Annotated in this window: 6 protein-coding genes and 2 pseudogenes; 7 read left to right on the top strand and 1 reads right to left on the bottom strand. The window is 65.1% G+C overall.

Going from position 1 to position 14067, the window contains the following annotated elements:
• Window positions 1-187 (bottom strand): transposase (locus F7R02_RS22095; RefSeq protein WP_151210039.1); only part of this gene is annotated, 187 nt, incomplete at its 3' end.
• 43 nt (window positions 188-230) lie between these two features.
• Between F7R02_RS22095 and F7R02_RS22090 the strand changes: the two are divergent.
• The 7 genes and pseudogenes from F7R02_RS22090 to xylB form a co-directional block, all read left to right on the top strand.
• Window positions 231-812: pseudogene (locus tag F7R02_RS22090) on the top strand (TonB-dependent receptor domain-containing protein); the annotation flags it as partial.
• Between the two features lie 111 nt (window positions 813-923).
• Window positions 924-3179, top strand: a complete 2256-nt coding sequence (locus F7R02_RS22085; protein WP_078591088.1) for a WD40/YVTN/BNR-like repeat-containing protein — start codon at window positions 924-926, stop codon at window positions 3177-3179.
• An 88-nt stretch (window positions 3180-3267) separates the two neighbouring features.
• Window positions 3268-5183: pseudogene (locus tag F7R02_RS22080) on the top strand (sialate O-acetylesterase).
• Between the two features lie 11 nt (window positions 5184-5194).
• The gene (galD, locus tag F7R02_RS22075; RefSeq protein ID WP_167521088.1) at window positions 5195-6937 is read left to right on the top strand and encodes a GH35 family beta-galactosidase GalD; all 1743 of its coding nucleotides are present in this window, start codon (window positions 5195-5197) and stop codon (window positions 6935-6937) included.
• A gap of 104 nt (window positions 6938-7041) precedes the next feature.
• On the top strand, window positions 7042-9945 hold the full coding sequence (locus tag F7R02_RS22070; RefSeq protein ID WP_078591092.1) for a TIM-barrel domain-containing protein: 2904 nt from the start codon (window positions 7042-7044) through the stop codon (window positions 9943-9945).
• Between the two features lie 91 nt (window positions 9946-10036).
• Window positions 10037-12409: a glycoside hydrolase family 95 protein gene (locus tag F7R02_RS22065; protein ID WP_078591089.1), complete on the top strand. Its 2373-nt coding sequence runs from the start codon at window positions 10037-10039 to the stop codon at window positions 12407-12409.
• Complete coding sequence (gene xylB, locus F7R02_RS22060; protein WP_078591090.1) at window positions 12406-13899, top strand: xylulokinase; 1494 nt, start codon at window positions 12406-12408, stop codon at window positions 13897-13899. Before F7R02_RS22065 ends, xylB begins: the two co-directional genes overlap by 4 nt.
• Window positions 13900-14067: the final 168 nt, after the last annotated feature.

Below are 14067 nucleotides of genomic sequence, written 5' to 3'. Positions count from 1 at the left end.
AACGGTTCATGCGTGTGTAGACCGTATGCCAGTTGCCAAAGCGCTTGGGTAGGCCGCGCCATTTGCAGCCATGCTCGGCAACGTAAAGGATGGCGTTGACCACTTGCAGGTTGGTCATGCTGACATTGCCGCGCTGCGCCGGCAGGCAGTGTTCGATCAGAGAAAATTGTGCTGGCGTGATCTCCATGCCCAATAGTTTAATCGCTCGGGCCATTAGTGTTAACAGGCCCTACAAGAAGGTGGAAGGCTTCATCGCCAATGCCGTCTTCAACGAGGTGTACGACGGCCAGGTGTGGCAGATCACCCGTCCGGTCAATGGCGATTCGGGCAAGATCCGCGGCGCCGAATTGGGTTACACGCAGTTCTTCGACTTCCTGCCGGGCTGGTTGAGCGGTTTCGGCCTGCAGACCAACTACACCTACGTCGACAGCCAAGCGCCGAGCCCGACCGCCACCGACACCAACGGCCAGTCGCTGACGGTGCCGCTGGAGGGCCTGTCCAAGAACAGCTACAACGCGATCCTCAGCTACGAAACGGCGCGCTTCCAGGGCCGTGTGGCCTACAACTGGCGCAGCGACTGGCTGGTGACCACTGCGGGCAACGGCACCGGCAACCTGCCGGTCTACAACAAGGGCTTCGGCCAGCTGGATGCCTCGCTGCGTTTCAACATCAATGATGTGTGGTCGATTTCGCTCGATGGCGTGAACCTGCTCGATACCCGTCGCGAAAGCTATCTGGGCACCGAGTCGCGCTACCGCGATTTCGTGATCAACGATCGTCGGTATGGCCTGACCTTGCGGGCCAGCCTGTAGAACGCGCCGTAGGAAGTGCGTCGCCGGTCCGGCGAGCTGTGCAGGCAGCTCGTTGGGCCGGTGTTTTTCCTATCGATGACCAAGCCATCGATCGCGAGGGGAGCCGGAGGAATGATCGCCGTGATCGATCCGCCTACTAAGCGCCGTTTTTCTGCAGCACATGCGTGGCTGACTGCTGTCTGCCTGACGCTGGTGCTGCTCTTCATGACGTCCGAGGCATCCGCGGACGAGCCCGGTACGCCAGACCCGTATCAGTGGCACAGCGTGGCCATCGGGGGGGGCGGCTTTGTCACCGGTGTGCTGTTTCATCCCGCCGAACGCGATCTTGCCTATGCACGCACCGATGTCGGTGGTGCCTATCGCTGGGACGCGCAGGCGCAGCAGTGGGTCGCGCTGACCGATTGGTTGGGCGCCGACGATTGGAATCTGATGGGAATCGACGCTTTTGCGGTCGATCCTGCCGACCCGAACGCGTTGTACCTGGCTGCTGGCACCTACATGCACGAACGCGCCGGCAATGCCGCGGTGTTGCGTTCGTTCGATCGCGGTAAGCATTTCGAACGCGCCGACCTGCCGTTCAAGCTCGGTGGCAATCAATTGGGCCGCGCCAATGGCGAGCGGCTGGCCGTTGACCCGCACGACGGCCGTGTGCTGTTGCTTGGCTCACGTGATGCGGGCCTGTGGCGCAGCGACGATCGCGGCGCGCACTGGGCGCGGGTGGAAGGATTTCCTGCCGATGCATTGGCTGGCGCCACGGCGCGCAACCATGTCGGAAGCGAACAGGCGGTGGGAATCGCCTTCGTGGTGTTCGACGCCGCCAGCGGCCATGCTGGCGCTGCGACTCCACGCATCTATGTGGGCGTTTCGACTGCGCAAACCAGCCTGTATGTCTCCGAAGATGCGGGGCGCACCTGGTCGGCCGTGGCCGGGCAACCCAAGGGGCTACGGCCCAGTCACATGGTCGGTCACAACGCTGGGCAGTGGTATTTGAGCTATGGCGATCACCCCGGCCCGGATCTGATGGCCGGTGGCGCGCTGTGGAACTACGACGCGACGCAAGGCCGCTGGCGCGAGATCAGCCCGATTCCACAACCAGCGACTGGCGATGGTTTCGGCTGGGGCGCGGTGGCGGTGGATCCGCAACATCCGCAGGTGCTGCTGGCCAGCACGTTCCGCCGCCGCACGCCGCGCGATGAGGTGTTTCGCAGCGGCGATGGCGGACGCAGCTGGGTTCCGCTGTTGGCGGCTGCGCAGTTCGATCACAGCGCCGCGCCGTGGACCGCGCACGCAACACCGCACTGGATAGGCGCGCTGGCGATCGATCCGTTCGATAGCAACCACGCCATGTTCGTCACCGGCTACGGCATCTGGGCCTCGCGCAATCTGCAGACGTTTTCAGAGCAGCAGCCGCTGCAGTGGTGGTTCCAGGACCGTGGGCTGGAAGAAACCGTGCCGCTGGATCTGCTCAGCCCGATGGCCGGCGCGCATCTGCTCAGCGCGCTGGGCGATATCGATGGCTTCCGGCATGACGCGTTGGACACCGCACAGTTGCAGTATCTTGGTCCGCGCCTGACCAATGGCGAAAGCATCGATGGCGCCGGCCAGGCGCCGCAGTGGGTGGTGCGCAGCGGCACCGTGCGCGATCGCCGCAACAACGAGATCCGCGCGCTGTATTCGCAGGACGGGGGCACGCACTGGGCTGCATTCGCAAGTGAACCGCCGCGTGGGCAGGGGGCAGGCACCATTGCCATTGCCGCCGATGCATCGCAGGTGGTGTGGGTGCCTGACCAAGGCGGGGTGTGGCGCACTGGCGATTTCGGCAAGCGCTGGCAGCGCGTGCAGGGCTTGCCCGATACCGCAGTGGTGGTGGCCGACCGCGTCGATGCGCAGCGCTGGTATGCGGCCGACCGGGTGAGTGGGCGCCTGTACGAGAGCAGCGATGGCGCGGGCAGCTTTCGCGATACCGGGCAGCAGGTTGGCAGCCCGGCGCGCGATGAACGTGCGCGCCCGCAACTGCGTCCCGACCCCTGGCGTGCGGGCGTGGTGTATCTGGCCAGCCCGACGCTGGGCGTGATGCGTTGGCAGAACGGCCAGTTGCGCACGCTATCCAAACCAGATGAAGCGCGCTCGCTGGGCATCGGCAAGGCGCTACGTGCTGGCGCGCCGCCGGCCCTGTATCTGGCCGGGCGCGTGGCGGGCGTGGATGGCATCTTCCGCTCCGACGACGAAGGCGCCCATTGGCGACGCATCAACGACGATGCCCATCGCTTCGGCAAACCGTATAGCGTGACCGGCGACCCGCGGATTGCCGGCCGCGTGTACTTTGCCACCGGCGGCCGTGGCATCTTCTATGGCGATCCACGATGAGCGCGGCCTCGCTGCGCGCGTCATCGCGCTGTCTTACCGTGTACGGCGCTGTGCGGCGCCTGGCTGCGCCGACTTTGGAGATCACTGCATGACCGCTTCTTTCGTTCGTCGTGGCTGCCTGCTGGGCCTGGTGCTGGTCAGTCCGTGTGCCTGGGCGGTGCCGACGCTGCCGCTGCTGTTCGCCGATGGCGCCGTGCTGCAGCGCGATCAGCCGATGCCCATCTGGGGCTGGTCTTCGCCCAACGCCGCGATCGCGGTCAGCTTCGACGGCAAGCGCGCCACCGCCAAGGCCGATGCAACAGGGCAATGGAAGGTCAGGCTGCCTGCGCATGCAGCCGGTGGTCCGTACGTGCTACGTGTGCAGGGCGACGGGGGCGAGCTGCAGGTGCGCAATGTGCTGGTCGGCGATGTGTGGCTGGCCGGCGGGCAATCGAACATGGAATGGCCGCTGGCCCAGGCCAGCGACGGCCCGCAAGCGGTGGCCGTTGCCAACGATGCGCAGCTACGGCAGTTCAAGGTGCCCAAGTCGTGGTCGGTGCAGCCGCAGGCGCGCCTGACCGGTGGCGAGTGGAAGGCCGCAACGCCCGCCAATGCCGGTGAATTCACCGCGGTTGGCTATTTCTTCGCCAAGGAGCTGCGCGCCAGCACCGGCGTGCCGATCGGCATCGTCAACAGCACCTGGGGCGGCAGCGCGATCGAAGCATGGATGGACGCCGCGTCGTTGGGCCTGAATGCCGATCAGAACCAGGGCGCGATCGAGGCGATCAAGCAACGCGACGCCGCAGCGCAGGCGGCCACCGGCAAGCGCATCGCGCGTTGGCCCAAGGTGGAGGACGAGATGCCGCAATGGCGCGAAGCGGCGTTCGACGACAGCGACTGGGACAGCATCCCGGTCACCAAGCAATGGGAATCCAGCGGCTACGACGGCATGGACGGCATCGCCTGGTATCGCACCACCATCACGCTCAGCGCTGCCGAGGCCAAGGCCGGCATCACCTTGGGCGTGGGCCAGATCGACGATTCGGATACCACCTACGTCAACGGCCAGCAGGTCGGCAGCACCGAAAAGCAATGGAACCTGCCACGCGTGTATCAGGTGCCGGCTGCGGCGCTCAAGGCCGGCGTCAACCACATTGCGGTCCGCGTGGAAGACCTCAGCGGCGGTGGCGGCATGCATGGCCCGGACGAGCAGCGCTTCGTGCAGACCAGCGCCGGTGCCAAACGCGCGTTGGACGGCTGGAAATTCCGCCCGGCCGCAGTGCGGGTGTCGTTGACCGACAACAAGAATCAGCTGCCCACGCTGCTCTATAACCAGATGATCCATCCGCTGCAGCCGTTCCCGGTCAAGGGCATGATCTGGTACCAGGGCGAAACCAATGCCACCGACACCGGCGCGGTGAAATACCGCGAGCAGTTCGCAGTGATGATCCAGCAGTGGCGTGCCGAGCGTGGCGACAAAACGCTGCCGTTCCTGTGGGTGCAGCTGGCCAACTTCAAGGCCGGCGGCGACAAGGGCGAGCTGAGCCCGTGGGCGCTGTTGCGCGAATCGCAGTCCAAGACGCTGGCGCTGCCAGCGACCGGGCAGGCGGTGATCATCGATATCGCAACCCCACCGACATCCATCCCACCAACAAGCGCGATGTGGGTCATCGCCTTGCACTGGCGGCGCGGCATGTGGCGTATGGCGAAACGCTGGTGTACAGCGCGCCGGTGTTCAAGCGCGCAAGTTTTGACGGCGGCAAGGCGGTGCTGGGCTTTGATTTGCAGGGCAGCGCGCTGCAGGTGCGTGGCGGCGGTGCCGTGCAGGGCTTTCGAATTGCCGGCGCCGATCAACGCTTCCACCCGGCCACCGCGCAGATCGATGGCGACCGCGTGATCGTGCGTAGCGATGCCGTCGCCGCACCGGTCGCCGTGCGCTACGGCTGGAGCGAAAACCCGGACGACGCCAATCTGATCAATCGCGACGCCCTTCCTGTTTCCCCTTTCCGCACCGATACCTGGTGACACGGAGCCTTATGTCCATGCATTCCCCCGTTGCACGCGTGATCGCTTCTTCCCCTGCACGCCGTCGCCTGCGTCCGCTGCTGCTGTCCGCGTTGGCGCTGGCCCTGGCGGCGTGCCAATCCGGCGAACAGGACGACAAAGCCAAGCCGGTCGCAGTCGCACCGATTGCCGGTAGCGCAGCGAACACGCCTGCCACGGCAGCGGCGCCGGCGGCGCAGACGCCGATGCCGCAGTTCGTCAGCAAGGACGGCAAGCATGCGTTGATGGTCGATGGAGCGCCGTTCCTGATCCTGGGCGCGCAGGTCAACAACTCCAGCAACTATCCCGGCATCATGGACAAGGTCTGGCCGGCCATGCAGGTGCTCGGCCCCAACACCGTGCAGGTGCCGATCGCCTGGGAACAGGTGGAGCCGGAAGAAGGCAGGTTCGATTTTTCCTTCGTCGATACGCTGCTCAATCAGGCGCGCGAGCACAAGGTGCGACTGGTGCTGTTGTGGTTTGCGACCTGGAAGAACAACGGCCCGCAGTACGCGCCGCATTGGGTCAAGACCGACAACCAGCGCTTCCCGCGCGTGGTCACCCGCGAAGGCAAGTCGATCGGTTCGCTGTCGCCGCATGCGCAGGCCACCCTGGATGCCGACCGCAAGGCATTCGTCGCCTTCATGCAGCACCTGAAAAAGGTGGACCCGCAGCACACCGTGATCATGATCCAGCCGGAGAACGAGGCGGGCACCTACGGCAGCGTGCGCGACTTCTCGCCGATGGCGCAGAAGCTGTTCGACGGCCAGGTGCCGGACGAGCTGATCAAACGGATGAACAAGCAGCCGGGCACCTGGGCGCAGGTGTTCGGTGCCGATGCCGACGAGATCTTCCACGCGTGGTCGATCGGCCGCTACATCGACCAGATAGCGCAAGCCGGCAAGGCCGAGTATCCGTTGCCGATGTACGTCAATGCTGCGCTGCGTGGCCCGTTCAATCCGGGCCAGCCCGGCCAGTACGCCAGCGGTGGACCCACCGACAACGTGCTGGATGTGTGGAAGGCGGCCGGCCCGCACATCGACCTGCTGGCGCCGGACATCTACATGCCCGAATACCGCATGTACACCACGGTGCTGGAACGTTACGCACGCCCGGACAACGCGTTGTTCGTGGCCGAAACCGGCAACCGCCCGGAATACGCGCGCTATCTGTATCCCACGCTGGGCCACAACGGCATCGGCTGGTCGGCCTTCGGCATCGACTACACCCGCTATTCCAACTGTCCGCTCGGTGCCAAGCACGTCAACGAAGAGACGCTGGCGCCGTTCGCGCTCGGATTTCAGGCGGTCAGCATGGGGATGCGGCCGTTCGCCAAGGCCGCTTCCGAAGGCAAGCTGCATGGCACTGCCGAAGAACCCGGCCAGGCCGTGCAGGAGCTCAAGCTCAACGACCGTTGGAGCGCCACCATCACCTATGGCGTGCCGCAGTTCTGGTTCAAGGGCGAGCCGCCGGGCAATCCCGAACCGATCGGCGCCGCATTGATCGCCGAACTGAGCCCGGACGAATTCCTGGTCACCGGTTACCACGCGCGCGTGACCCTGCATCCGGCCAGCGACGCCACTGCCAACATGATCTACGACCGTGTCGAGGAAGGTGTGTACGAAGGCAACGAGTGGAAATTCCAGCGCAATTGGAATGGCGACCAGACCGATTACGGCGTCAATTTTTCCAGCGTGCCGCAGCTGCTCAAGATCAAGCTGGCAACCTACAAATAAGTGCGCCTGCCACCACGCCGCGACGCCGCCGCGACGGCATCGCCTCGCCTTACCCATGCGCTGCCGCCCCCGCGGCACCGTTTCGTCATTCAAAGGGAGTGATCATGCAAACCACCATCCGTTCTGCCGGCGCCATGCCTGCCAACCGACCTACGTCACTGGCCCAGTGCCTGGCGTTGTCGCTGGCCTTGCTGGCCAATGCCGCACACGCGCAGGAAGTGCGCAAGGCCGCCGATGGCGTCACCGTGGTGCCGAGCGCCAAGGGCGCCGCACCGGTGCGCCTGCAGGTGGTCGATGCCGGCATCATCCGCGTCAGCGCCGATCCGGACGGCGACTTCGCGCGCAGCCCCAGCCTGATGCGCGTGCCGGTGCAGGGCGACACCGCGTTCCAGATCGCCGAGCAGGGCGACAGCGTGCAGCTGAAGACCGGCAAGGTCACTGCCAGCATCTCCACCGTCGATGGCCATGTCAGCTTTGCCGATGCCAACGGCAAACCGGTGCTGTCGGAAGTGGCCGGCGGGCGCAGCTTTGCGCCGCTGAACGTGGAGGGCAAGCAGTACCTGCGCGTGCGTCAGCGTTTCCAGTCGCCCGACGACGAAGCGCTGTACGGCTTCGGCCAGCACCAGCAGGGCTGGATGAACCAGAAGGGCCGTAATGTCGAGCTGCAGCAGAACAACATCGACATGGCGGTGCCGTACCTGGTGTCCAGCCGCAACTACGGCCTGCTGTGGGACAACAACTCGATCACCCGCCTGGGCGACCCGCGCGGCCTGCAGCCGCTGCCGAAGACGCTGAAGTTGTACGACGCTAAGGGCAAGGCCGGCGCACTGACCGCACGCTATGCGATCAACGGCAAGCAAATCCTCGAACGCCGCGAGAGCGAGGTGAGCTACCAATACCTCAGCGATCTGCCCAAGTACCCGAAGAAGGCGATCACCAAGGACAAGAACAGCCGCATGCAAGTGACCTGGGAGGGCGAGATCGAAGCGCTCACCGGTGGCGAACACACCTTCTCGCTGTATTCGAGCGAATACGCCAAGTTGTATGTGGACGGCAAGCTGGTGATCGACCGCTGGCGCCAGAACTGGAACCCGTGGAACCACGAATTCAAGCTCGATCTCGAGCCGGGCCAGCGCCACACCGTCAAGATCGAATGGGACCTGATCGACCCCAGCTACATCGCGCTGCTGCATCGCGACCCGCTGCCGGCCGCCGAAGCGAAGGATCTGTCGTTGTGGTCCGAAGCCGGCCAGATGATCGACTACTACTTCGTCTCCGCCGATTCGTACGACCAGGCGGTGGCCGGTTATCGCGAACTCACCGGCAAGTCGACGATGCTGCCCAAATGGGCCTACGGCTTCTGGCAGAGCCGTGAGCGCTACAAGAGCCAGGACGAGCTGGTGGGCGCGGTGGCCGAATACCGCAAGCGCAAACTGTCGTTGGACAACATCGTGCTCGACTGGTCGTACTGGCCGGAAGACGCCTGGGGCTCGCACGATTTCGACAAGCAGCACTTCCCGGACCCGGACGGCATGGTCAAGGCCGTGCACGACATGCATGCGCAGATCATGATTTCGATCTGGCCCAAGTTCTATCCCACCACCGCCAACTACAAGGAGCTGGACGCTGCCGGTTTCATGTTCAAGCGCAACGTGGAAGTGGGCGAACTGGACTGGATCGGCAAGGGCTACAAGAACTCGTTCTACGACCCGTATTCGGAAAAGGCGCAGGCGATCTATTGGCGCCAGATCAACGAAAAGCTCAACAGCAAGGGCTTCGATGCCTGGTGGATGGACGCCGACGAGCCGGACGTGCATTCCAACCTGGACATCGCCGAGCGCAAGGCCCGCACCACGCCCAACGCGCTGGGCTCGTCCACCGAATACTTCAACTCCTACCCGTTGCCACACACGCATGGCGTGTACGTGGGCGACCGTGCGGCCGACGACAAGCGCGTGTTCATCCTCTCGCGCAAGGGCTATGCCGGCACCCAGCGCAATGCGGTGGCAGTGTGGAGCGGCGACATCGTGTCGCGCTGGGACGACATGCGCGACCAGATCTCCGGTGGCGTGAACATGGCCCTGTCGGGCCTGCCCAACTGGACCTTCGACATCGGCGGCTTTGCGGTGGAGAAGCGTTATGAAGACCAGGATCCGGCCCACCTGCCGGAATGGCGCGAGCTCAACACGCGCTGGTTCCAGTTCGGTGCGTTCGTGCCGATCTTCCGGTCGCACGGCCAGTTCCCGTACCGCGAAATCTGGAACATCGCACCGGAATGTACGCCGTTCTACGAGAGCATGGCCTACTACAACCGTTTGCGTTATGCGTTGCTGCCGTACATCTACAGCCTGGCCGGCGACACCTACCAGCGCGATGGCGTGATCATGCGCGGCATGATGATGGACTTCCCGAACGACCCCAAGGTCCGCGACATCAACGATCAGTACCTGTTCGGGCCGGCGTTCCTGGTCGCACCGGTGACCCGCTTCGGCGCCACCTCGCGGCAGGTGTATCTGCCGGCCGGCAGCAGCTGGCTGGATTTCGCCACCGGCAAGCGTTACGAGGGCGGCCAGAGCATCGAAGCAGCCGCGCCGATCGAGCGCATGCCGTTGTTCGTGCGTGCCGGTTCCATCGTGCCCACCGGCCCGGTGCAGGAATACGTCGACCAGGTGCCGGATGCACCGCTCACCGTGGTGGTCTACACCGGCGCCGATGGCCAGTTCTCGCTGTATGAAGACGATGGCAAAGGCTATGGTTACGAGAAGGGCGAGTTCAGCCGCATCCCGCTGGTCTGGAACCAGGCCAAGGGCGAGTTGAGCATCGGCAAGCGCGAAGGCAGCTGGACCGGCATGCAGGCCAAACGCACCATCAACGTGCGCTTCGTCGACGGCCCGCGCGAGGATGCCGGCGCGCTCGCGCCCAAGACCGACGCCAGCATCCAGTACGACGGCAAGCCGGTCAGCGTGTTGCAGCGCAAGATTGCGTCGGGCAAAGCGCGTCGTCGATGATCGCAGGCCGTTTTCAGTCGATGAGCACCCAGATGCCGGAACGCCGCAAGGCAGGCGCGCGCGGTTCCGGTCAGTCAGCACGGCGGTTGCCGTGCTGACCCGTCGTGAGCTGTGCAAGGCGACCGGGGCCGCCATCGCGGTCCTGGGCGCCGTGCCGGCAGCTGCACAGGCCACGCAGGCTTCGAAAACAACCGCGCTCCCGCCCGTCGCGGCTGCCGAGGCCCTGCAGCTGTGGTACCGCGAACCGGCCAATGAATGGGTAGAAGCCTTGCCGGTCGGCAACGGGCGATTGGGCGCGATGGTGTGGGGCGGTATCGCCCATGAGCGCCTGCAGCTCAACGAAGACACGCTGTATGCAGGCGGGCCCTACGATTCAACCAGCCCTGACGCGCTGGCGGCTTTGCCGCAGGTGCGTGCGCTGATCTTCGCCGGTCGTTACGCAGAAGCCGAAAAACTGGCCGATGCCAAGCTGCTTTCGCGTCCGCTCAAACAGATGCCGTATCAACCGTTGGGCGATCTGCTGCTGGATTTCGATCGCGCCGACGGCATCAGCGACTATCGCCGTCAGCTCGATCTGGACACGGCGGTGGCCACCACCACGTTCCGCTCCGGCGGCGCGGTGCATCGGCGCGAGGTATTCGTCTGCGCGCAGGCGCAATGCATCGTGGTGCGGCTGTCGTGCGACCGCCCCGGCGGTATCTCGCTGCGTGTGGGCATCGACAGCCCGCAAACCGGCGAGGTCACCGCGGAGCCGGGCGGTTTGCTGTTCAGTGGTCGCAACGGCAGTTTTGCAGGTATCGAAGGCAGGTTGCGGTTTGCATTGCGGGTGCTGCCGCAGGTCAGTGGCGGCAAACTGAGCCAGGTGCGCGACCGTCTACGCATCGACGCGGCCGATGAAGTGGTGTTGCTGCTCAGCGCAGCAACCAGTTACCAACGCTTCGATGCGGTCGATGGCGATCCGCTCGCATTGACCGCCGCACGCCTGCGCAAGGCTGCCAAGCTGGATTTCCCCGCGCTGTTGCGTGCGCATCTGGCCGATCATCAACGCCTGTTCCGGCGCGTGGCGATCGACCTCGGCAGCAGCGATGCCACGCAGCTGCCTACCGACGAACGCGTGCAGCGGTTCGCCGAAGGCAATGATCCGGCACTGGCTGCGCTGTATCACCAATACGGACGTTACCTGCTGATCTGCAGCTCGCGGCCTGGCACCCAGCCGGCCAACCTGCAGGGTATCTGGAACGACCTGATGCAGCCGCCGTGGGAAAGCAAGTACACCATCAACATCAACACCGAGATGAACTACTGGCCAAGCGAGGCCAACGCATTGCACGAATGCGTTGAACCGCTGGAAGCCATGCTGTTCGATCTGGCCCAGACCGGTACGCACACCGCAAGGGCGATCTACGACGCGCCGGGTTGGGTGGTGCACAACAATACCGATCTGTGGCGCCAGGCCGGCCCGATCGACGGCGCGCAATGGAGCCTGTGGCCGATGGGCGGCGTATGGCTGCTGCAGCAACTGTGGGACCGCTGGGATTACGGCCGCGACCGCGCGTACCTGAGCAAGGTCTACCCGTTGTTCAAGGGCGCCGCCGAGTTCTTCGTTGCCACGTTGATGCGCGATCCGCAGACCGGCGCGATGGTGACCAATCCGTCGATGTCGCCGGAAAATCAGCACCCCTTCGGCGCGGCCGTGTGCGCCGGGCCCAGCATGGACGCGCAGCTGCTGCGCGATTTGTTCGCGCAATGCATCGCCATGAGCAAGTTGCTCGGCATCGATGCGCAGTTGGCCCAGCAATTGGCCGCCCTGCGCGAGCAATTGCCGCCCAACCGCATCGGCAAGGCGGGGCAGTTGCAGGAATGGCAGCAGGACTGGGACATGCAGGCGCCGGAGATCCACCACCGCCACGTCTCGCATCTGTACGCCTTGCATCCCTCGAGTCAGATCAATCTGCGCGATACCCCGGAACTGGCTGCGGCCGCACGCCGCTCGCTGGAAATCCGTGGCGACAACGCCACCGGCTGGGGCATCGGCTGGCGCTTGAACCTGTGGGCGCGGTTGGCCGACGGCGAGCATGCCTACCGCATCCTGCAACTGCTGATTTCGCCGGAACGCACCTATCCGAACCTGTTCGACGCACATCCGCCCTTCCAGATCGATGGCAACTTCGGCGGCACCGCCGGCATCACCGAGATGCTGCTGCAAAGCTGGGGCGGTAGCGTGTTCCTGCTGCCGGCCTTGCCCAAGGCCTGGCCACGCGGCAGCGTGCGCGGTTTGCGCGTGCGTGGCGGCGCCAGCGTGGATCTGGAATGGGAGGGCGGTCGCTTGCAGCACGCACGCTTGCACAGCGATCGTGGCGGGCGCTATCAACTGTCCTACGCAGGGCAGACCCTGGACCTGGAACTGGGCGCAGGCCGCACCCAGCAGGTGGGACTCAACAACAACCGATTGGTGACGCAATGAGCTTGTATGTAGGACTGGATGTGGGCACGCAGAGCGTCAAGCTGGTGGCCTACGATCCGCAGGATCGCGCCGTGGTCGCCACCATCGCAGCGCCCATGGAGCTGATCAGTCGCGACGACGGCACCCGCGAACAACAGGCGCAGTGGTGGATCGACGGCATCGTGCATTGCTTCGCGCAGCTCGATGGCGAACAGCGTGCGCGCGTGCGCGGCATCTCCGTCTCCGGCCAGCAACACGGCTTCGTGCCGGTGGCCGCCGACGGCAGCGTCACCGCGCCGGTCAAGCTGTGGTGCGATACCAGCACCGCGCTGGAATGCGATGAAATCATGGCCGCCGTCGGCGGCGCCGCAGGCAGCGTGGCCGCGGCAGGCAACCCCATCATGGCCGGCTATACCGCGTCCAAATTGCCGTGGACGCGCAAGCATCGTCCCGATGCGTATGCCGCGATGACCACGGTGATGCTGCCGCACGACTACGTGAACTTTTGGCTCACCGGCGAGCGCTTTGCCGAAGTGGGCGATGCCTCCGGTACCGGCTGGCTGGACGTGCGTACGCGGCAGTGGTCCGAGCGCATGCTGAGTGCGGTCGATGCACAACGCGACCTGCGCGAGGCACTGCCGCCGCTGGTGGAGACCGGCGCGGTCTATGCCTTATCCGATGCAGCCGCCGATGCCTTGAATCTGCCGGCCGGCGTGCGCGTCACCACCGGCGGCGGCGACAACATGATGGCCGCCATCGGCACCGGCAACGTAGTGCCCGGACGTCTGACCATGAGCCTGGGCACCTCGGGCACCTTGTTCGCCTATGCCGATCACCCGGTGGTGGACGATGAGGCGCGCTGGGCCGCGTTCTGCTCCTCCAGCGGCGGCTGGCTGCCCTTGATCTGCACGATGAACTGCACCGTCGCCACCGAGGCGGTGATGCGCATGTTCTCCATCACCCGCGACCACACCGAAGCGATGATCGCCGACACCGCGCCGGGCGCCGACGGGCTGGTGCTGCTGCCGTTCTTCAACGGTGAGCGCACCCCGGATCTGCCGGCTGCGCGCGGCTGCCTGTTCGGGATGGATCTGCACAACACCACCGCCGCGCATTTCTATCGCGCCGCGATGGAAGGTGCGACCTACAGCCTGCGCAATGGCTTCGATGCCTTCGTTGCTGCGGGCTTGCAGTTCGATACCATCCTGCTCACCGGCGGCGGCAGCAAGAGCGCGCAGTGGCGGCAGATGGTGGCCGACATCTTCAACCTGCAGGTCGTGGTGCCGACCCAGCCCGAAGGCGCCGCGTTCGGTGCCGCGCTACAGGCATTGTGGGCCTGCGAGCGCGCCGATGGCGGCGACGCGGCCTTGGCCGACGTGGTGCTGGAGCACCTGCAGGTGGACGATGCGCTTGCCGCACAGCCCAACCCGCAGCGTGTGGCCCAGTATCAGCAGCACTACCAGACCTTCCTCAAGCACCTGCATGTCGTCAGCCCGCTCTACGCCGGTTGATCGATAGTTTTTCTACAACTCCCCCAGCAGCAAGGACTTCACACCCCATGAGCAACACCGTGTACATCGGCGCGAAAGAATATTTCCCCGGCATCGGCAAGATCGGTTTCGAAGGCCGCGATTCGGACAACCCGCTCGCGTTCAAGGTCTACGACGCCAACAAGACCA

This window comes from Xanthomonas cissicola (assembly GCF_008801575.1).
Taxonomy (GTDB): domain Bacteria; phylum Pseudomonadota; class Gammaproteobacteria; order Xanthomonadales; family Xanthomonadaceae; genus Xanthomonas; species Xanthomonas cissicola.
This window is presented reverse-complemented; position numbering and strand designations above follow the sequence as displayed.

Excerpts from the sequence above, each read along its gene's own strand:
- F7R02_RS22085 (WP_078591088.1), top strand. The coding sequence starts at position 924 with ATGATCGCCGTGATCGATCCGCCTACTAAGCGCCGTTTTTCTGCAGCA.
- F7R02_RS22070 (WP_078591092.1), top strand. The coding sequence starts at position 7,042 with ATGCAAACCACCATCCGTTCTGCCGGCGCCATGCCTGCCAACCGACCT.
- galD (WP_167521088.1), top strand. The coding sequence starts at position 5,195 with ATGTCCATGCATTCCCCCGTTGCACGCGTGATCGCTTCTTCCCCTGCA.
- xylB (WP_078591090.1), top strand. The coding sequence starts at position 12,406 with ATGAGCTTGTATGTAGGACTGGATGTGGGCACGCAGAGCGTCAAGCTG.